Origin of the sequence: Xanthomonas prunicola, from assembly GCF_002846205.1 — a bacterium.
GTDB classification, from domain to species: domain Bacteria; phylum Pseudomonadota; class Gammaproteobacteria; order Xanthomonadales; family Xanthomonadaceae; genus Xanthomonas; species Xanthomonas prunicola.
The window spans coordinates 35,667-55,943 of record NZ_PHKV01000001.1 but is presented as its reverse complement, the minus strand read 5'-3'; the positions used below and the strand labels follow the sequence as shown (position 1 = coordinate 55,943).

The window sequence follows — 20,277 nt, the reverse complement described above, 5'->3', positions numbered from 1 at the left end:
TTCGTTTTTGTTGCATTGCGGGTATCATTCGCCGCGACGTTGAACAGCCGCCACGCTGTTCAACAGATGAAAAACTAGGGCTTGCAATTTTCGCTCAAGTTCTTCATAATTCCGCTTCTGCTGCGGGGTGGAGCAGTCTGGCAGCTCGTCGGGCTCATAACCCGAAGGTCGCAGGTTCAAATCCTGCCCCCGCTACCAAGTTTCGAATTGTTGCTTCATCGCAGTAATTCAGCTTCTTGGATCGTAAAGGCGCATGTTCCCGTCTTTACGCCGACCCTGAGAGGTCGGGCTTTTTTCACGCAAGGGGCCCATCGGGCCCCTTGTTTTTTCCGGAACCGGAAAGTTTGCTGCCGGTTGCCGGGGTTCTACTGGCAATCATCTGATCAGGGCAGTCTGTGAGCGAAAAAGCGACTGAAATCGCGAATCTGCTGAGTCCAACGGTTGAGTCCTTGGGCTTGGAACTGCTGGGCGTGGAATATCTTCCCGCTCCAGGTGGCGCCACGTTGCGCCTGTATATCGATGTGCCGCTGGCCGAACAGCCCGCGCGCGTCATCAACGTCGACGATTGCGAGCGCGTGAGCCGTGAAGTCTCGGCCCAGCTCGACGTCGAAGATCCGATCAGCGGCAACTACACCCTGGAGGTGTCTTCGCCGGGTGTGGATCGTCCGCTGTTCACGCTGGAACAGTTCGCGCGCCATACCGGCGAATCCGCAAAGATTGTCTTGAAGCTGGCGCAGGATGGTCGGCGTCGTTTCCAGGGCGAGATTCTGCGGATCGATGCCGAGGCTGGCGCCGTGGTGTTTGCCGTCGACGGCAAGGACGTGCAGATCGACTTCGATAACATCGACAAGGCGCGCATCCTGCCGGATTGGGTCGCTTTGGGCCTGGCACCGCAGAAACCGAATAAGCCCGGCCCGAAAAAACCCGGGCACGAGAAGAAGAAACCATCCAACGAGTCGGCGGCTGGTAAGCCGCGCGCGGAGTGACGAAATGAGCAAGGAACTTTTGCTGGTAGTGGATGCGGTTGCCAACGAAAAAGGCGTGCCGCGCGAAGTGATCTTCGATGCGATCGAGGCCGCGCTGGCTTCCGCAGCGAAGAAGCGCTATCCCGACCAGGACGTGCTGGCCCGCGTCACCATCGATCACAAGGACGGTACCTACGAAACCTACCGTCGTTGGGAAGTGGTTGCCGATGATGTGGTGATGGAATCCCCTGACCGCCAGGTGCGTCTGATGGATGCCATCGACGAAGCCGACGGCGTGGATGTGGGCGACTACATCGAAGAACAGATTGAAAACCCCGACTTCGGCCGTATCGCTGCGCAGGCTGCCAAGCAGGTGATCGTGCAGCGTGTGCGCGAAGCCGAGCGTCAGCAGGTGGTGGACGCGTGGAAGGATCGCGTTGGTGAGTTGATCACCGGTGTGGTCAAGCGCGCCGAACGCGGCAATATCTTTGTCGATCTGGGCGGTAATGCCGAAGCCTTCATTCCGAAGGACAAGGGCATTCCGCGCGATGTGCTGCGCCCGGGCGACCGCGTCCGCGGTTATCTGGCCGAGGTGCGTTCCGAGCCGCGTGGCCCGCAGCTGTTCATCAGCCGCGCCGCACCCGAATTCATGATCGAGCTGTTCAAGCTCGAAGTGCCGGAAGTGGGCCAGGGCCTGGTCGAGATCAAGGCCTGCGCACGCGATCCGGGCGACCGGGCCAAGATCGCGGTGATCGCGCACGACGCCCGCACCGATCCCATCGGCGCGTGCATCGGTATGCGGGGTTCGCGCGTCCAGGCAGTGTCCAACGAGCTCAATGGCGAGCGTGTGGACATCGTGTTGTGGAACGAGAACCCGGCCAACTTCGTCATCAACGCAATGGCGCCTGCGGAAGTGCAGTCGATCATCGTCGATGAAGACAAGCACTCGATGGACCTGGCCGTGGCAGAAGACCGCCTTGCCCAGGCAATCGGCAAGGGCGGCCAGAACGTGCGTCTGGCCAGCCGCCTGACCGGTTGGCAGCTCAACGTGATGACCGCTGATCAGGTGGCCGCCAAGTCCGAGGCCGAGCAGGCAGCGGCACGCCAGCTGTTCATGGATCGTCTGGAAGTGGACGAAGAAATCTCCGCGATCCTGGTGTCCGAAGGCTTCAACACGGTCGAAGAAATTGCCTACGTCCCGGTCGGCGAGTTGTTGGCGGTGGAAGGCTTCGACGAAGACATCGTCGAAGAGTTGCGTGCCCGTGCCCGCGATGCGCTGCTCAATGCAGCGCTGGCCGAGGAAGAAGGCCTGGAAGGAACTCAGCCCACCGAGGACCTGCTGGCGCTGGAGGGGATGGACGAGGAGACGGCCTTTGCTCTGGCCGAGCACGGCGTGCGTACCAGCGAGGACTTGTCCGATCTGGCCGCGGACGAGATCGTCGACTTCGGCATCGAGGGCATGACCCAGGAGCGCGCCGCGGCGCTGATCCTGGCAGCCCGCGCCGAGGAGATCGCCCGTTTGGAGCGCGGCGAATGAGCCGGCAATGAACCGCGCCCTGACCCCATCAGGGCTTAGAATCAGCGTTTCCCTTGCTCTGGGCGAGGGGGCGCCAACCAGATCATAGGATCCGAATGTCGCAGCAAACCACCATCCGCAAGCTTGCCGAACTGGTCAATACGCCGGTCGATAAACTGCTGGTTCAACTGGCCGAGGCCGGAATGAAGTTCAGCGGTCCCGACCAGGTCGTGACCAGCACCGAGAAGATGAAACTGCTTGGCTTCCTGCGTCGCACGCATGGCAAGGCCGACACGCCCGCCGAAGCGGCGAGCGAGGCAGCCAAGAAGATCACGCTCAATCGGCGCAAGCTGCAGGAAGTCACGGTCAACGCCGGCCGCACCAAGACCACGGTCAACGTGGAAGTGCGGCAGAAGCGCACCTACGTGAAGTCCGAAAACGAAGGCGGCGGCCGTGCCGCGCCGATGACGCCGGACGAAGAGCGCGCCGACATCCTGCGCAAGCTCGAGGAGTCGCGTAAGCGCAACCTCGACGAGCAGCAGCGTCTGGCCGAAAGCGACCGCGTGCGCGACGAAGCAATCCAGCGCAAGCGCGACGAAGAGCAGGCCGCCAAGGACCGCGTAGAGGCCGAGCGCAAGGCTGCCGAGGAGGCCGCTGCGGCTGCCAGTGCGCCGGCCCCGGTTGCTGCTGCCCCGACGACGCCGTCTGCCGCAGCGCCTGCTGCACGTGCACCGTCGTCGCCGTCTTCCGCACCGCGTCCTTCGCGTCCAGGTGGCGCATCGCCTGCCTCGCGTCCGGCCACGCCTGCTCGTCCGGACGACCGCAACAACGCCGCCAAACACAAGACGCGCGGTTCGCACGTCATGGTGGCTGGCGTCGAAGACGACGATGCGACCAAGCGCTTTGCCGGTCAGCTGCACCTGTCTGCGGCCGATCGTGCGCGTCGTTCCAACGTGCGTGGCAAGCCGACCGGCCGTCCCGGTTCGTCGTCGTCGCGCCGTGGCAACGATGGCGGTCGCGGCAGCAACCAGAGCAATAGTGGCCCGCACGGGTTCGAGCGTCCGACCGCACCGGTGGTGCGTGAAGTGGCGATCGGCGAGACCATCACCGTGGCCGACCTGGCGCAGAAGCTAGCGCTCAAGGGCGGCGACGTGGTCAAGGCGCTGTTCAAGATGGGCGTCATGGCGACCATCACCCAGAGTATCGATCACGACACCGCTGCGCTGGTGACCGAAGAACTCGGCCATAAGGCCGTGCGTGCCGACAATGCCGACTTCGAGGACGCGCTGCTGGCGCATGCCGAAGACGCGCAGGGCGACACCACCTCGCGTCCGCCGGTGGTCACCATCATGGGTCACGTCGATCACGGCAAGACCTCGCTGCTGGATTACATCCGTCGCACCAAGATCGCCTCGGGCGAAGCCGGCGGCATTACCCAGCACATCGGTGCCTATCACGTCGAAACCAATCGTGGCGTCATCAGCTTCCTGGATACACCCGGCCATGCCGCGTTTACCTCGATGCGTGCCCGTGGTGCCAAGATCACCGACATCGTGGTGCTGGTGGTTGCAGCCGACGATGGCGTGATGCCGCAGACCAAGGAAGCGGTCGCGCATGCCAAGGCGGCAGGCGTTCCATTGATCGTGGCGGTCAACAAGATCGATAAGACCGGCGCCGATCCGCTGCGGGTCAAGAACGAGCTGCTGGCCGAAAACGTGGTGGCCGAAGAGTTCGGCGGCGATACCCAGTTCATCGAAGTGTCGGCCAAGGTCGGTACCGGTGTGGACACGCTGCTGGACGCGATTTCGCTGCAGGCCGAAGTGCTGGAACTCAAGGCAGTGGCCGACGGCCGCGCCAGTGGTACCGTGATCGAATCGTCGCTGGACAAGGGCCGCGGCCCGGTCGCGACGGTACTGGTGCAGCAGGGCGCGCTGAAGCGTGGCGACTACCTGGTGTGCGGCATTCAGTACGGCCGCGTGCGTGCACTGTTCGACGAAACCGGCCATCAGCCGGCCTCGGCGGGCCCGTCGATCCCGGTGCAGGTGCTCGGCCTGTCCGGCGTGCCGGAAGCCGGCGATGACTTCGTGGTCGTCGACGACGAGCGTCTGGCCAAGGACGTGGCGCAGCAGCGCGAAACCAAGCGCCGCGAATCGCGTCTGGTCGCCTCGGCCACCAACCGCATGGAAGACATCCTGGCCCAGATGGGCAAGGGCGAGGGTCAGCAGGTGTTGAACCTGGTGATCAAGGCCGACGTGCAGGGTTCGGTGGAAGCGCTCAAGCAGTCGCTGGTGGCCTTGTCCAACGACGACATCCGCATCAACGTGATCCACTCCGGCGTGGGCGGCATCACCGAGTCCGATGCCAATTCGGCAGCGGCCTCCAAGGCCACCATCATCGGCTTCAACGTGCGTGCAGATGCATCGGCGCGCAAGATCGTCGAATCCAACGGTATCGATCTGCGTTACTTCTCGATCATCTATGACGTGATCGACCAGGTGAAGCAGGTGGCCTCCGGTCTGCTCGGCGTGGAAATCCGCGAAGAGATCATCGGTATCGCGCAGGTCCGCGACGTGTTCCGCAGCTCGAAGTTCGGCGCGGTTGCCGGCTGCATGATCATCGAAGGCGTGGTCAAGCGCAGCAAGCCGATCCGCGTGCTCCGCGACAGCGTCGTGGTGTTCGAAGGCGAGCTGGAATCGCTGCGTCGCTTCAAGGAAAACGTCGACGAAGTGCGCAACGGGACCGAATGCGGTATCGGTGTGAAGGCTTACAACGACGTCAAGGCTGGCGACCAGATCGAGTGCTTCGAGCGTATCGAAGTCGCCCGTACGCTGTAACGGCTGACGGGGCCTGCGGGCCCCGGACTCCGCCCTGCGGAGTTGTCCAACGCAGGTTCTGCAAGGCGAGGGCGGCATGGCCGCCCGCGTTTGTTTTTGGCTTCGGTGCCGACTGGCCCTCCGAATCAACAAGGTCCACGACCATGGCAACCAAATCATTCCATCGCACCGACCGCGTGTCTGCGCAGGTGCGTCGCGACCTCGGCACGATCGTGCACGCGGCCGTGCGCGACCACGGCTTGCCGTCGGTCAGCGTTTCCGACGTCGAAATCAGCCGCGACCTGGCGCATGCCAAGGTGTTCGTCACCGCGCTGCAGCAGGAACGTTCGGCCGAAGCGGTCAAGGGACTCAAGGAAATCGCCGGGCAGCTGCGCACGCAGCTGGCGCGCGCAATGAAGCTGCGCCACGTGCCCGAGCTGCATTTCCATTACGACGATTCGGTCGATCGTGGCGAACGCATCGACAATCTGCTGCGTGACCTGGACGACGTCGGCCCCGAGGCCACGTCCAGCGACGAAGACGCCGAACAGCGCTGAGCGCTGTCACGGCCTGCCGCCTCTGCTTCGGCCCTGATTCCCGCGGGCCCGCACAGCGCCCGATTCGAGCACCGATCTTTTGAAACCCCGCATCGTCTACCGCCCGTTGCACGGCATCCTGTTGCTGGACAAGCCGGCCGGGCTCAGTTCCAACAACGCATTGCAGGCCGCGCGCCGGTTATTGCGCGCAGAGAAGGGTGGCCATACCGGTAGCCTGGATCCGCTGGCCACGGGCCTGCTACCGCTGTGCTTTGGCGAAGCGACCAAGATCGCCGGACTGCTGCTTGGGTCGGCCAAGGCTTACGACGCCCAGATCGTGTTGGGCGTCACCACCGATACCGACGATGCCGACGGCGAGCCGCTGCGTGAACGTGCGGTGCCCGACGTGAGCGAGGCCGATCTACAGGCGGCGCTGGCGCCCTTCATCGGCCGCATCCAGCAGCAGGCACCGATCTATTCCGCGCTTAAACAGGGCGGCGAGCCGCTCTATGCCAAGGCCAGGCGCGGCGAAGCCATCGAGGCGCCGGTACGTGAGGTTCAGGTGCAGGCGATCGAGGTGTTGGGCTACTGCGCGCCGCGTCTGCAACTGCGCGTGACCTGCGGCTCGGGGACGTATATCCGCAGCCTAGCGCGCGATCTCGGCGAAGTGCTGGGCTGCGGCGCGCATATCGCCTCGTTGCGTCGGCTCTGGGTGGAGCCCTTTCGCGATCGGCAAATGATCACGCTGGAGGCGTTGACGACAGCGCTGGAGGCAGGCGCAGAAGCGCAGTCATTGTTACTGCCGATCGAGGCTGGTCTGGCCGATTTTGCGCGGATCGTGCTCGATGAGACCCTCGCCGCGCGTTTTCGCATGGGCCAGCGCTTGCGCGATACCGCATTCCCGACTGGCCAGGTGGCCGTGTTCGGACCGGACGGAAGCCCCTCAGGCCTAGGCGTGGTGGATGCGGACGGGCGCTTGTCGCCACAGCGATTGTTCAATGGACTGAACGGGATTTCAGTCTGTTAAGATTTTGTCAACTTGTTCCCTGGGCCGCGCAACGGTACAATTTCGCGGCCCCGCTCGGGGCACCTCAGCGCCAAGCGCGCTCATCCCAAGCAAACGGCGAGTCCGACGGTGCGTCATGCACGTTCCTGTCGACCACGCATCTATCGAGAAAACATCATGTCTGTCGACACCCAGAAAGTTATTGAAGACAACAAGCGCAGCGCCCAGGACACCGGTTCGCCGGAAGTGCAGGTCGCTCTGCTGACCGCACGTATCGAGCTGCTAACCGGTCACTTCAAGACCCACAAGAAGGATCACCACAGCCGTCGTGGTCTGCTGCAGATGGTCAACCGTCGCCGCAGCCTGCTCGACTACCTGAAGAAGAAGGACAACGAGCGTTACAAGTCCTTGATCGAGAAGCTCGGCCTGCGCCGCTAATCGAGTCCTACCGCCGCGGCGCAGCGATGCGCCGCGGTTTTGTTTTGGTCATCGCACTCCGTTTTTCGCAACACGCAATCTTGGGCCGGAGCCTCCCGGCCGCCCGTTCTCGGCATGGGTCGACGACGGTCCAACGCAGACAGCAACACCTAAGGGAAAAAACCTCCGTGGCAAAAATCACCAAAACCTTCCAGTACGGCAAGCACACCGTCACCCTTGAGACGGGCGAAATCGCTCGCCAGGCAGGCGGTGCCGTCATCGTTAAGTTCGACGACACCGTACTGCTGGTCACCGCCGTCGCCGCCAAAAGCGCGCGCGAAGGGCAGGACTTCTTTCCTCTGACGGTTGATTATCAGGAGAAGTTCTACGCCGGCGGCCGCATCCCGGGCGGCTTCTTCAAGCGCGAAGGACGCGCGACCGAGAAGGAAACGTTGATCTCGCGCCTGATCGATCGCCCGATCCGTCCGCTGTTCCCGGAGGACTACAAGAACGAAGTGCAGATCATCGCCACCGTGATGTCGATGAACCCGGACATCGACGGCGATATCGCTGCGCTGATCGGCGCATCGGCCGCGTTGTCGCTGGCCGGCACCCCGTTCAACGGCCCGATCGCTGCGGCGAAGGTCGGTTACAAGAATGGCGAATACATCCTCAACCCGACCGTGACCGAGCTGAAGGATTCTCAGCTCGAGCTGGTCGTGGCCGGTACCGCCAATGCGGTGCTGATGGTCGAGTCCGAAGCCGAACTGCTGTCAGAAGAAGTGATGCTGGGCGCGGTGACGTTCGGCCATCGCGAAATGCAGAAAGTCATCAACATCATCAACGAGCTGACCGTCGAGGCCGGCACCAAGCCGTCCGATTGGGTCGCTCCGGCGAAGAACGACGGCATGATCGCCGCACTGAAGGAAGCAGTGGGCGACCAGCTCGCTTCGGCGTTCCAGGTGCGCGATAAGCTGCAGCGTCGCGATGCGATTTCGGCGATCAAGAAGGATGTGCTGGGTGCGCTGGCGCCGCGCGCCACGATCGAAGGCTGGGCTGCCGGTGATCTGTCGAAGGAATTCGGCGAGCTGGAATACCAGACCATGCGTGGCTCGGTGCTGAGCACCAAGGTGCGTATCGACGGCCGTGCATTGGATACGGTGCGTCCGATCAGCGCCAAGGCTGGCGTGTTGCCGCGTACCCATGGTTCGGCACTGTTCACCCGCGGCGAGACGCAGGCGATCGTGATCACCACGCTGGGTACCGCACGCGACGGGCAGGTCATCGACGCCGTCTCGGGCGAGTACAAAGAAAACTTCCTGTTCCATTACAACTTCCCTCCGTATTCGGTGGGCGAGTGCGGTCGTTTCGGTGCGCCGAAGCGTCGCGAAATCGGTCACGGCCGTCTGGCCAAGCGCGGCGTGCTGGCGGTGATGCCGAGCCTGGAAGAATTCCCGTACACCATTCGCGTGGTCTCGGAAATCACCGAGTCCAACGGTTCGTCTTCGATGGCATCGGTCTGCGGTAGCTCGCTGGCGCTGATGGACGCCGGTGTGCCGATCAAGGCACCGGTCGCCGGTATCGCGATGGGTCTGGTCAAGGAAGGCAACGACTTCGTCGTGCTCTCCGACATCCTGGGTGACGAAGATCACCTCGGCGACATGGACTTCAAGGTGGCCGGTACTGCCGAAGGCGTGTCCGCGCTGCAGATGGACATCAAGATCGAAGGCATCACCGAAGAGATCATGAAGCAGGCATTGCAGCAGGCCAAGGCCGGCCGTCTGCACATCCTCGGCGAGATGGCGCATGCGCTGACCACGCCGCGTCAGGAACTGAGCGATTACGCGCCGCGTCTGCTGACCATCAAGATCCACCCGGACAAGATCCGCGAAGTGATCGGCAAGGGTGGCTCGACCATCCAGGCCATCACCAAGGAAACCGGCACGCAGATCGACATCCAGGACGACGGCACGATCATCATCGCCTCGGTCAACGCCATTGCTGCGCAAGCTGCGAAGTCGCGCATCGAGCAGATCACCTCGGACGTGGAGCCGGGCCGCATCTACGAAGGCAAGGTCGCCAAGATCATGGACTTCGGTGCGTTCGTCACCATCCTGCCGGGCAAGGATGGCCTGGTGCACGTCTCGCAGATTTCCAGCGAGCGCGTGGAGAAGGTCGGCGACAAGTTGAAGGAAGGCGATCTGGTCCGCGTCAAGGTGCTGGAAGTGGACAAGCAGGGCCGCATCCGTCTGTCGATCAAGGCAGTGGAAGAAGGCGAAGGCGTTCCGGCTTCGGCCGAGTAACCGCTGCTGCCTAATGCGTCAGCTGTGATGCATGACGAAAAAGCGGGCTTCGGCCCGCTTTTTTGTTGTGTGCGATCACTGCTCGATTCCTTCTCCCATCGGGACAGTGTCCCCCTTCATGGGGGCGAAGGGGGCGCGCAGTGCCGGATGAAGGTGCGCCGCAGGGAGATATCACCGCCGCGACGGCCGAACGCGTCGCCACGCGCCAGCAGAAGTGAATCGATGGCGTCGCGCTCACCCCCCAAGCCTGTCTCCCGACGGGAGAGAGGCTTTACCGCTACAACCTATCCCTGCGGTTGCGGTGGCACAGGCTGCGTTTCCGGACGCGGCGGTACGACCAGCGGAAAGCCTGGGGGCATCGTGTGTTCTGCAGGCGTGATGCTGGGTGTCGGCAGTGGCGCTGTCGGTGGCGGCGCAACCACTGCCGCATCAGGACGCAGTTTCAGCAGTGCAGCCCAGTCGCGGCGATTGAAATCGCACAACTCTTCATGCGCTGGCGTGCACTCGCTGGCAATACCCAGGCTGTCTTCGTTCGGGTCCTGGCTGCTGTCCGATTGCGGCGTCGGCAACACCACGCGACCGGCGCGATCCAGCGGCATCTTGCGCATCATCACCGTGTTGAACACATTGCCGCCGATCAAGTACAGCGTGCGATCGCCGCCGACGTTGGCGGCCACCACCACGTCGCAATGCGATTGCCACGGCATCGGTGTGCTGCCGCCGAGCGCAGCCTTCAGGCCGGCATAACCCAGCGCGGCGCTGCGTCCGCGCAGCAGGCACAGCAGATCGCCCGGCGCGGGCTTTTCGACCGCCGGATCGGTGAATTGGTACGGGCCAGTGGCGCCGTCGTTGTAAGCGCTGCGGATGTAATCCAGATGGCGTGCGGAACGATGAAAACCGCTCAGCCCCGACTGCGTCATCACCCAGGAAATGAAAGCGGCCGACCATGGGTTGTCGATCAGAAACGCGCGGCAGTCGCTGGCGGTGTAGCGCGTGCCATCCACTGCCGCGCAGCTCGATGCGCCGGGGCGGCCGCCCATCGATGCAAGTGTGCCGCTGTCGCGCCAGTAGCCTGCAACGCGCTGCCAGGCGACCAGACCGTGGTCGGCGAGATAACCCGATTCGGCTTCGGTGACGCCCAGGCTGGCCACGCGACCCTTGGCATCGATAAACGGGCGCTGCCACAAACGGTGCTCATTGCAGGCATTACGCACGATGGCGATGGCAGCGGTGCTGGTGCCGAACCGTGGCGGGATATCGCACACTTCCGCAGCCGCAGCGCTGCTTCCAGCACCTGCCAGCAATAAGCAGAGCCACGGCCAAGGTTTTACGGTCATTGCAGATCCTGCACGGAAACAATCGCAGCAGGCTGCCAGAGCCGGCTGCGCGCACGCGTGAAATCAGCGTGTTGGCGGCGGGCCGAGTTTGAGCGACAGATCGACTGCCTGCACGTGCTTGGTGAGCCCACCAATCGAAATGCAGTCCACGCCGTCTTTGGCAATTACGCCAATGCCGGCCAGATCCACGCTGCCGGAGACTTCCAACGGGATGCGTCGTTCGGGTGGCAATGCGGCAACGATACGCACCGCTTCGCGGCGCATGGCTTGGTCGAAGTCGTCGATCAGGATGCGCGTACAGCCAACCTGCAGTGCCTCATGCAGTTGCTCCAGCGTTTCCACTTCGACCACCAGCGGCAGCTGCGGTTGCTGCGCGCGTGCGGCATGCACGGCAGCACTCAACGACCCGGCGGCACGGATGTGATTCTCCTTGAGCATCACCGTATCGAACAGACCGATGCGGTGATTGTCGCCACCGCCGCAGCGCACGGCGTATTTCTGCGCGGCGCGCAGGCCTGGCAGCGTCTTGCGCGTGTCCAGGATGCGCGCATGCGTCCCGGCCACCGCAGCCACATAGGCCGCAGTGGTGGTGGCCGTGGCAGACAGCGTCTGCATGAAATTGAGCGAAGTGCGTTCGGCACTGACCAGGCTACGGCTGCGCCCTTGCAGCAGCGCGAGCACCGTGCCGGCAGCCACGTGCTGGCCTTCGTGTACCTGCCAATCGATGTGCACTTGCGGGTCGAGCGCGCGGTGGGTGGCATCGAACCAGGGGCGGCCTGCGATCACCGCGTCCTGTTTGCACAGCAGGTACGCGCTGTCTGCCTGGTCGGGCAATAGCGCGGCGGTCACATCGCCGCTGCCGATGTCTTCGGCCAGGGCGCGCGCCACATCGGCTTCGATCGATTCGGCGGGCGGCGCGACCGGCACGTTGGTGTGCACCGGGAGGTTCACTTCTCGGGGAAGTCGGCGATGTGCGCGGTAGCGATAGCCTCTTCGGCCAGCAGCACCGGGATGCCGTCGTCGACGCGGAAAATCTGCTTGCGGTCGCGGGTGATCAGCGCTTCGCGCAGCGGTTGGGTTTGTGCGGCGCCGTCGGCGCGCTGCAGGGTTCCGCCGGCAATGGCGGCGTTGAGTGCTTCCAGGCCCTTGCCGTCGAGCAGCGAAAGCGGCTGGCGGGTGTCGGGCGAGCACAGCAGGTCGAGCAATTTGCGATCCATCGAAGTCTTGTCTTGCGTGGAGATTGGCTAGAATACGTCTTTACCGCAGGGCAGGGCCATGACCTCCAACCACTCCGCGCCGCTGGTCGGCATCGTGATGGGCTCCCGTTCGGATTGGGAGACCATGCAACACGCAGCTCAGAAGCTCGACGCGCTGGGCGTGCCGTACGAAGTCAAGGTGGTCTCGGCGCACCGTACCCCGGATGTGTTGTTCACCTACGCCGAGCAAGCCGGCGAGCGCGGCTTGCGCGCCATCATTGCCGGTGCCGGCGGCGCGGCGCATCTGCCGGGCATGCTGGCGGCCAAGACCGCCGTGCCGGTACTCGGCGTTCCGGTGCAGTCGAAGGCGCTCAACGGCATGGATTCGCTGTTGTCGATCGTGCAGATGCCAGCCGGCATTCCAGTGGCCACCTTTGCGATCGGCAATGCCGGTGCGGCCAATGCCGCCTTGTTCGCTGCAGCGATGCTGGCGCCGGAGCAGGCGCAGATCGGTCAGGCGCTGGCGCAGTTCCGCGCCAAGCAGACCGACGATGTGATGGCCAGCGACGACCCGCGCCAATGAGCACTGTCGGCATTCTCGGTGGCGGCCAGCTGGCGCGCATGCTGGTGCTGGCCGGTGCGCCGCTAGGCATACGCTTTGCGGTATTCGATCCGGCGGCCGACGCCTGTGCGGGGCAGGTGGCGCCGCTGCAGGTTGGTGCGTTCGACGATGCTGCGGCACTTGCCGCATTCGCCGAACAGGTGGATGTGATCACCTTCGACTTCGAGAACGTGCCGGCCACCAGCGCGCAGCAACTTGCCGCGCAGGTGCCGGTGTACCCGAGTCCGGCTGCGCTCGCAGTTGCGCAGGATCGGCTCACCGAAAAAACCTTGTTCCGGGAGCTCGGCATTCCGGTACCGGAGTTTGCCGCGATCGACGACCGGGCCGGCCTGGATGCAGCGCTCGCGCGTATCGGCACGCCGTGCGTGCTGAAGACGCGCCGCTTCGGCTATGACGGAAAGGGCCAGTTCCGCATCAAGACGCTCGCCGATGCCGATGCAGCGTGGGATGCACTCGGCGCGCAGGCAGCGCACGTCGGATTGATCGTGGAAGCCTTTGTGCCGTTTCAGCGCGAGGTGAGCGTGGTCGCGGTACGCGGGCGCAATGGTGAATTCCGCGCCTGGCCGTTGACCGAAAACTGGCACGTGGACGGTGTGCTGTCGGCCAGCCTGGCACCTGCAAGCGTGGATACGGCACTACAGGCCGTGGCGGAATCGCATGCACGTGCAATAGCGGAAAAGCTCGATTATGTCGGCGTGTTTGCGTTGGAACTGTTCGTGCGCGACGGTGAGCTGCTTGCCAACGAAATGGCGCCGCGCGTGCACAACTCCGGGCACTGGACCATCGAAGGTGCCGAGACCTCGCAGTTCGAAAATCATGTGCGCGCGGTGCTCGGTTTGCCGCTCGGCAGCACCGCGATGCGCGGGCATGCCTGCATGCTCAACTGGCTGGGCGCGATGCCGGACGCTGGCGCATTTTTGGCAGTGCCGGGCGGGCATTGGCACGACTACGGCAAGCAAGCGCGCGATGGTCGCAAGGTGGGGCACGCGACGCTGCGTGCGGAGACAACGCAGGCGCTTGCAGTGTCGGTGAGCGATGCAGGTGCGGCGTTGCTGCGCGATGCGCAAGTTCTGCCGGTGATTGCGCGCTTGAACGAAGGCTGATGCGGGCAGCGCATCGGCGGTGAGTCAGCGCTGTGTAAGGCGTTTCCCGCAATGACGCGCTGGTGCCGGGTTCGAAAACGCTCGGCAATTTCGTTGGCAGATGAGCCAGTCCCCATCTGCCAACGGACGCTGGGTGGTCAGCCCAGCCGGCTTGCGACAAAATCCCAGTTGACCAGCTTCCAGAAAGCATCCAGGTAGCGCGCGCGATCCTGCTGGTAGTCCAGGTAATACGCGTGTTCCCAGATGTCGCAAGCCAGTAGCGGAATGTCCGGCCCGGTCAGCGGGGTGGAGGCATTGGGTGTGGCGACCACTGCCAGCGCGCCGTCAGGGCGCTGCACCAGCCACACCCAGCCCGAGCCGAAGCTGGTCAAGGCCACGCGATTGAATTCTTGTCTGAAATGCACGAAGTCGCCGAAGCATTTGGCGATGCCGTCGCCCAGCTGTCCAAGCGGCTCGCCGCCAGCGCGCGGACGTAGGCACTGCCAGTAGAAATTGTGGTTCCACACCTGCGCGGCGAGATGAAACAGCGTGCCCTGCGCCTGCGCGATGATCTCTTCCAGCGTCAGCTCGGCAAATTCGCTGCCTTCGATGCGCGCGTTGAGCTGTTCCACCTCGCTGCGGTGACAGACGCCGTGGTGCGCCTCCAGTGTTGCGGAGGACAGATGCGGCTCCAGGGCAGTGCGGGAGTAGGGCAGTGCAAGGTGTTCGATCGGCATGATGGCAAGGGCAGCGAAGGGAGTGCGGCGACAGGTCGCGTTGAAGGCTTACAATGCGCGCCTTTGCGGAAGTCTATCCGACCCGGCGGTCGGGCCTGCCGCTCCCAGTCAGGAGAGTCCAATGCCGGTGATGGAACGGATCCAGGCCGAAGTCGAACAACACCCGATCGTGCTGTTCATGAAAGGCACCCCGCACTTCCCGATGTGCGAGTTTTCCAGTCGCGCTGTGCAGGCCCTGGTAGCCGCCGGCGCAGATCAGCTGCGCACGGTCAACGTGCTCGAAGAGCCGGAGATACGCGCCAATTTGCCGCGCTATTCCAACTGGCCGACCTTCCCGCAATTGTTCATTCATGGCGAACTGATCGGCGGGTGCGACATCACGCTGGAATTGTTTGAAGCCGGCGAGCTCAAGCGCATCGTCAGCGAGGCGTACCAACCGTGAATGCGGCACAGGCCCAGCCTCAAACAGCGGCCTTGTCGGGTTGCGTGGTGCTGATCACCGGTGCTGCCGGCGGCCTCGGCGCCGCAGCGGCGCAGGCATGCGCAGCCGCGGGCGCCACGGTGGTCTTGCTTGGGCGCAAGCTGCGCCCGCTGGAGCGCGTGTACGACGCGGTTGCAGCGCTGGGTACCGAGCCGCTGCTGTATCCGCTGGATTTGGCCGGCGCCACGCCGGACGACTACGCCACACTTGCGCAACGGTTGCAGGCTGAGCTCGGTGGTCTGCAAGGCCTGCTGCACTGCGCCGCCGACTTTGCCGGCCTGACGCCAGCCGAACTCGCCGCACCTGCGGATTTCGCGCGCACCTTGCACGTCAACTTGACTGCGCGCGCGTGGCTGACCCAGGCATGCTTGCCGCTACTGCGCCAGCAGCACGACGCGGCAGTGGTATTTGTAGTGGACGACCCGGCGCGCGTCGGCCAGGCCTACTGGGGGGCGTATGGCGCCGCCCAGCATGCGCAGCGTGGCCTGATCGCGAGTTTGCATCACGAAACTGCCGCTGGCCCTGTCCGCATCAGCGGTCTGCAGCCCGGCCCGATGCGCACCGCATTACGCGCACGCGCTTTCACCCATCACGAAGACAGCAGCGCAGTCGATGCCGCACGTTACGCACCTGCATGCGTCAGCGTGTTGTCAGCTGCTGGGGCGACACATCGCGGTGCGATCTGGAGTCCGTCGGTATGACCATTCTTTCAGCGGCGCTGCTGCTGTTTCTGATTCTCGACCCGCTGGGCAACATCCCGGTGTTTCTCAGCGTTCTCAAACCGTTGCCGCCCAAGCGCCAGCGCTTCGTGCTTGCGCGTGAACTGCTGATCGCCCTGTGTGTGTTGATGGCGTTCCTGTGGGGCGGCAAGTACGCGCTGGAGCTGATGCATCTGCGCCAGGAATCGGTCGCCATCGCCGGCGGCATCGTGCTGTTCCTGATCGGTATCCGCATGATCTTCCCGCGGCCTGAAGGTCTGATGGGTGAAATCCCCGACGGCGAGCCCTTCATCGTGCCGCTGGCCATCCCGCTGGTGGCCGGCCCGTCCGGAATGGCTGCGGTCATGCTCATGGGCAGCAACGAGCCCACGCGGCTCTGGGACTGGAGTCTGGCGCTGATGATCGCCTGGATCGGCGCCTCGTCGATCCTCGCCTCCGCACCGCTGCTGTACAAACTGCTCGGACACCGCGCCCTGACGGCCATCGAGCGCCTGATGGGCATGCTGCTGGTCGCCATCTCGGTACAGATGTTCCTGGATGGCCTGGGTACGTATTTCAAGCTGCCGGTATCGATCTGACGCGCTGCTGGGAGAGGGGATTCCCTGGGACTGTCGCGTGCGTGCGGGAGCGTGCACCGATGGGGTGGTTCTCACCCCATGCTTGCCCTGCGTTCCTGTGCTCACTGCCCAAGGCGCAGGCCGATGACCAGCGCAACAGATCGCCAAAAGTCGACAAGGCTGCCGTGGCGGGTGGTGGAGACGAGGTCGTTGTTCGCCATTTGCCACCGTCTTGAGGTACGTCTGCTCGTTTCGGCAACGCCGCAGTTGGGTGTCATATTCCGAAGCGCAAGCGGCATGTGACGTCGACATGCGCCGCGCGCATGCGATACGCGAATGCAGCCGTTTGATCGCTACGCTCCTTTCCGCGTGCTTCAACTGCTGTAAAGCTGCGACACAGGTCGCTATCCCGCTGGGACCTTGCGCAATCTGGCGATTACGCCATCGCCTGCGCAGTTCATGTTGCAGCGCGCGAAGTTTGTCACGCCGCCGTCACAATCAGGCCTTAGCGTGTTAATCTGTTGTTAACCGTTGCGGCCGCAACCAGCCGCGCGGCAAGGGACCCCAGATCATCTGGCAGCCCACCCCCGGTAACGGTTGGGCTGACTGCGCCTTTTTGTCACTGCCCAACCTGTATCGAGGCTACCGAAATGACCCACCCCCGTTGTCTCCGCATGTCCAAGCTGACGCTTGGCCTTGTCGCCGCGCTCGCCGCCGCTCCTGTGTTTGCCCAGAACACCTCTGCCGGCGTCGCTGGCGTGGTGACAAGCAGCGGCGGTCAGCCGGTGCCGAATGCCGAAGTGACCATCACGCACGTTGAGTCTGGCACGGTCAGCCGCGCTACTACGGATGCCAGCGGTCGCTACAACGCGCGCGGCTTGCGCGTGGGCGGCCCGTACACCATCACCATCACCAAGTCGGGTGAAGGTACAAAGACCGAAGAGGGCGTTTACCTGAACCTCAATCAGGTCAATACGGTCAATGCGGATCTCAAGGGCGATATCGCCGCCACCAACCTCGAAGCTGTCCAAGTGATGGCTGTAGCCGGTGGCTCGGACCTGTTCAGTGCCTACAAGATGGGCACCGGTACCAACGTTTCGCGCGAGACCATCGAGTCGCTGCCGTCGGTCAACCGTAACATTCAGGATTACATCCGTCTGGATCCGCGCATTTCGCAGGTTAGCAAAGCCGACGGTGCGATTTCCGTCGGTGGCCAGAACACGCGCTACAACGCCATTCGTATTGACGGTATCGGTGCAGGCGATCCGTTTGGTCTGGAATCCAACAATCTGCCGACTGAGCGTCAGCCGGTGTCCATGGATGCCATCCAGGAAATCAACATCGATGTCGCCAACTACGACACGACGATTTCCGGCGGTACCGGCGCAGTGATCAATGCGGTCACCAAGTCGGGTACAAACAAGTTCGGCGGCACGGTTTATTACGCGTACCGCGACAAAGACATGGTGCGCAAGGAACTGGAAGGCGTTCGTTTCAACGGTTTCGACGATGAAAAGACCTACGGCATGACGCTGGGTGGGCCGATCGTCAAGGACAAGCTGTTTTTCTTCGCCAACTACGAAAAGATGGAGCGCTCGGCGCCGGGCGTCAGCTTGGCTGATTCGCCGTATGGCAAGGGCACCATCACCGACGCCGACATCGCGCGTGCGCAGCAAATCGCCACCGGTTATGGTTTCGATGCAGGCTCGCTGAAGCAGCCGGCCAACAGCACCGAGGTCGAAGAATATGCGCTGAAGATCGACTGGAACATCAACGAAAATCATCGTGCTGCCGTGCGCTACAACAAGCTTGAGCAGAACGTCGTGCGCTTCCCGCAGATCAGCAACAGTGCTGTGTCGTTGAGCACCTTCTGGTACCAGCAGCCGAAGACCTACGAATCCTGGATGGGAGAGCTGTTCAGCGACTGGTCCGATAATTTCTCGACCGAATTCAAGCTGTCACGTAAGGAGTACTCTGCGATCCGCGAGCCGTATTCGACCCTTCCGCAGATCCAGGTGCGTGGCTTCGGTGGCACCACCGTCAACAATTCGTTGTACTTCGGTACCGAGCAGAACTCGCACGTCAACGCGGTGGAGAGCAAGGAACTGAGCGCCTTCGGTGCCGCCACATGGTACGTGGGTGACCATACCGTCAAGTTCGGTTTCGATTACTCCAACAATGACCTGCTGAACTATTACGGCCGCAATCTCAACGGCGTGTACGTGTTCAACAACCTCAACGATTTTGCTGCAAATCGCGTCAACCAGTACATCGTGCGCGCACCGCGTCCGGGCGGCAGCTACGACGACATCCCCGCCGAGTACACGCTGAAGAACACTGGTCTGTTCCTGCAGGATAGCTGGGCGGTGAACAGCAACCTGACTGTGCAGGGTGGCGTACGCATCGATATGCCCGACTTCAGCGATCAGCGCCTGTATAACCCGCGCATCATGTCGTTGTATGGGTACGACAACACCCAGTTGCCCGACGACAAGTTGGTGCAGCCGCGCTTCGGTTTCAATTACACCTTCGACAGCGACCGCCCGACCCAGCTGCGTGGTGGTCTCGGCCTATTTGGCGGCGCGGCCCCGAACGTATGGCTCGCCGGCGTGTACCAGAACACCGGTCTGAACTACACCGAGTACACGGTGAACAATCCTGTCGGGATCTTTACTCCTAACACCAACCCGCCGTATATCCCGAGCAGCGGCGCAGGAGCGCGTCAGAACGTAGACATCGCCGCGTCCGATCTGAAGCTGCCGTCTGTGTGGAAGACCAACCTCGCGTTCGATCACGAGTTGCCTTGGTATGGCATCGTTGCGTCTGCTGAAGTGGTCTATACGAAAGTTAATAACGCGATTTACCTTGAGCGCCTTGACCTTTATAACCAGGCTGGCGTCGGGGCAACGCGCATCGGCCAGGATGGGCGTGAGCTGTATTGGAATGCAGCCGGTTACGTGCCTTCCACCGGGGCCAATACGTCCGTGCAAAACGGACAGAATCTTGGTGGTGGACTGGTGGTCAGTGGAAAGGCTAATCGCCCCAGCGACATGGGCGATGTCATGTTGATGCGCAATACCGACAAGGGTGACGGCAAGCAGTTCACTTTTGGTCTGAACAAGCCGCTGATCAACAACTGGGGTTGGTCGCTTGCGTACACCTATACCGAAGCAACGGAAGTCAGCCCGCTGACCAGCTCGCAGAACACCTCCAACTGGGGCGGCACGCTGATCGGCACGGCCAACGAGAACGTGGCCTATGACTCGCGCTACGCACTCAAGGACCGCATTACCGGTTCGCTTAACTGGAAGAAGGCGTTCTTCGGCAAATACAACACTAGCGTCGGCTTGTTCTACGAAGGCCGCTCTGGTCGTCCGTTTAGCTACATCTACTACAACGACATGAACGGTGATGCTGCCGCGACCTCTGGTAACGGCTACTTCAATGACCTGTTCTATGTGCCAAAGGGTCCTGGTGATGTGAAGTGGGTGGGTGGTGCTGCGATGGAGCAGCGGTTTTTCGACTGGCTAGCGAAAAATCCCGAACTGGCTGCTTACAAGGGTCAGATCGCACCGGCTAACGAGTTCCGCACAGGTTGGGTGAACAGCTTCGATGTGCACATCAGCCAAGAGTTGCCGGGCTTGTTCGAAGGCCATAAGACCGAACTGGCGCTGGACATCATGAACGTGGGCAACCTGCTCAACAAGAAGTGGGGGCGTATTGAAGACTATGGCTTCAATTCCACTGCTCGCGTTGCCAGCTACGCAGGTATCGATCCTACGACTGGGAAGTACATCTACAACTTCACCGGTACCACCGACGAGCCGACCGTGCAGGAAAACAACAACGACAAGGGCAATACCGGCGTTTCCCGCTGGTCAATGCAGCTAACCTTGAAGTACAAGTTCTAAAGCAACTTGAGAAGTAAGCAGCAAAAACGGCCGGGGTCTCCCGGCCGTTTTCTTTTGTGCGGGTGAGTACGCTAAAGTT

The 20,277-nt window shown here is 62.7% G+C and carries 17 protein-coding genes and 1 tRNA gene; 14 read left to right on the top strand and 4 right to left on the bottom strand.

Going from position 1 to position 20,277, the window contains the following annotated elements:
• Window positions 1-121 precede the first annotated feature (121 nt).
• The 8 genes from XpruCFBP8353_RS00280 (at window position 122) to pnp (ending at window position 9,556) form a co-directional block, all read left to right on the top strand.
• Window positions 122-198, top strand: a tRNA-Met gene (locus tag XpruCFBP8353_RS00280).
• 197 nt (window positions 199-395) lie between these two features.
• Window positions 396-986 carry a ribosome maturation factor RimP gene (gene rimP, locus XpruCFBP8353_RS00275; RefSeq protein WP_101361425.1) on the top strand — a complete coding sequence of 197 codons (591 nt, stop codon included), beginning with the start codon at window positions 396-398 and terminating at the stop codon, window positions 984-986.
• A gap of 4 nt (window positions 987-990) precedes the next feature.
• The gene (gene nusA / locus XpruCFBP8353_RS00270; protein WP_101361424.1) at window positions 991-2,502 is read left to right on the top strand and encodes a transcription termination factor NusA; all 1,512 of its coding nucleotides are present in this window, start codon (window positions 991-993) and stop codon (window positions 2,500-2,502) included.
• 95 nt (window positions 2,503-2,597) lie between these two features.
• Window positions 2,598-5,315: a translation initiation factor IF-2 gene (gene infB / locus XpruCFBP8353_RS00265; RefSeq protein ID WP_162300907.1), complete on the top strand. Its 2,718-nt coding sequence runs from the start codon at window positions 2,598-2,600 to the stop codon at window positions 5,313-5,315.
• A gap of 143 nt (window positions 5,316-5,458) precedes the next feature.
• The gene (gene rbfA / locus XpruCFBP8353_RS00260) at window positions 5,459-5,851 is read left to right on the top strand and encodes a 30S ribosome-binding factor RbfA (RefSeq protein ID WP_010371223.1); all 393 of its coding nucleotides are present in this window, start codon (window positions 5,459-5,461) and stop codon (window positions 5,849-5,851) included.
• Window positions 5,852-5,930: 79 nt separating this feature from the next.
• Window positions 5,931-6,857, top strand: coding sequence for a tRNA pseudouridine(55) synthase TruB (gene truB / locus XpruCFBP8353_RS00255; protein ID WP_101361422.1), 927 nt, complete (start codon window positions 5,931-5,933; stop codon window positions 6,855-6,857).
• Between the two features lie 156 nt (window positions 6,858-7,013).
• Window positions 7,014-7,274, top strand: a complete 261-nt coding sequence (gene rpsO, locus XpruCFBP8353_RS00250; RefSeq protein WP_003485583.1) for a 30S ribosomal protein S15 — start codon at window positions 7,014-7,016, stop codon at window positions 7,272-7,274.
• 167 nt (window positions 7,275-7,441) lie between these two features.
• Window positions 7,442-9,556, top strand: a complete 2,115-nt coding sequence (gene pnp, locus XpruCFBP8353_RS00245; RefSeq protein WP_101361421.1) for a polyribonucleotide nucleotidyltransferase — start codon at window positions 7,442-7,444, stop codon at window positions 9,554-9,556.
• A 284-nt stretch (window positions 9,557-9,840) separates the two neighbouring features.
• Here pnp and XpruCFBP8353_RS00240 read toward each other — a convergent pair whose 3' ends face one another.
• The 3 genes from XpruCFBP8353_RS00240 to XpruCFBP8353_RS00230 form a co-directional block, all read right to left on the bottom strand.
• Entirely contained in the window at window positions 9,841-10,893 is a 1,053-nt protein-coding gene (locus XpruCFBP8353_RS00240) for a DUF2272 domain-containing protein (protein ID WP_101361420.1), read from the bottom strand.
• A gap of 63 nt (window positions 10,894-10,956) precedes the next feature.
• On the bottom strand, window positions 10,957-11,844 hold the full coding sequence (gene nadC / locus XpruCFBP8353_RS00235) for a carboxylating nicotinate-nucleotide diphosphorylase (protein WP_101361419.1): 888 nt from the start codon (window positions 11,842-11,844) through the stop codon (window positions 10,957-10,959).
• Window positions 11,841-12,110 (bottom strand): Trm112 family protein, encoded by a 270-nt coding sequence (locus XpruCFBP8353_RS00230; RefSeq protein WP_017156105.1) that lies wholly within the window; start codon window positions 12,108-12,110, stop codon window positions 11,841-11,843. Before XpruCFBP8353_RS00230 ends, nadC begins: the two co-directional genes overlap by 4 nt.
• 58 nt (window positions 12,111-12,168) lie before the next feature.
• Here XpruCFBP8353_RS00230 and purE point away from each other — a divergent pair, with 58 nt between their 5' ends.
• A complete protein-coding gene (purE, locus tag XpruCFBP8353_RS00225; RefSeq protein ID WP_101361418.1) occupies window positions 12,169-12,672 on the top strand; it encodes a 5-(carboxyamino)imidazole ribonucleotide mutase in 504 nt (167 codons plus the stop codon).
• On the top strand, window positions 12,669-13,814 hold the full coding sequence (locus tag XpruCFBP8353_RS00220; protein ID WP_101361417.1) for a 5-(carboxyamino)imidazole ribonucleotide synthase: 1,146 nt from the start codon (window positions 12,669-12,671) through the stop codon (window positions 13,812-13,814). Before purE ends, XpruCFBP8353_RS00220 begins: the two co-directional genes overlap by 4 nt.
• Window positions 13,815-13,951: 137 nt before the next feature.
• On the opposite strand, the gene XpruCFBP8353_RS00215 is transcribed toward XpruCFBP8353_RS00220, so the two are convergent.
• Entirely contained in the window at window positions 13,952-14,530 is a 579-nt protein-coding gene (locus XpruCFBP8353_RS00215) for a superoxide dismutase (RefSeq protein WP_101361416.1), read from the bottom strand.
• Window positions 14,531-14,651: 121 nt separating this feature from the next.
• On the opposite strand from XpruCFBP8353_RS00215, the gene grxD reads away from it, so the two are divergent.
• The 4 genes from grxD to XpruCFBP8353_RS00190 all read left to right on the top strand — a co-directional run bounded on the left by grxD (window position 14,652) and on the right by XpruCFBP8353_RS00190 (window position 20,198).
• A complete protein-coding gene (gene grxD, locus XpruCFBP8353_RS00210; RefSeq protein WP_101361415.1) occupies window positions 14,652-14,972 on the top strand; it encodes a Grx4 family monothiol glutaredoxin in 321 nt (106 codons plus the stop codon).
• The gene (locus XpruCFBP8353_RS00205; RefSeq protein WP_101361414.1) at window positions 14,969-15,712 is read left to right on the top strand and encodes an SDR family NAD(P)-dependent oxidoreductase; all 744 of its coding nucleotides are present in this window, start codon (window positions 14,969-14,971) and stop codon (window positions 15,710-15,712) included. The genes grxD and XpruCFBP8353_RS00205 overlap by 4 nt, the downstream gene beginning before the upstream one ends.
• Entirely contained in the window at window positions 15,709-16,308 is a 600-nt protein-coding gene (locus XpruCFBP8353_RS00200; protein WP_064508074.1) for a YhgN family NAAT transporter, read from the top strand. The genes XpruCFBP8353_RS00205 and XpruCFBP8353_RS00200 overlap by 4 nt, the downstream gene beginning before the upstream one ends.
• Window positions 16,309-16,937: 629 nt before the next feature.
• The gene (locus XpruCFBP8353_RS00190) at window positions 16,938-20,198 is read left to right on the top strand and encodes a TonB-dependent receptor (protein WP_101361413.1); all 3,261 of its coding nucleotides are present in this window, start codon (window positions 16,938-16,940) and stop codon (window positions 20,196-20,198) included.
• Window positions 20,199-20,277 lie beyond the last annotated feature (79 nt).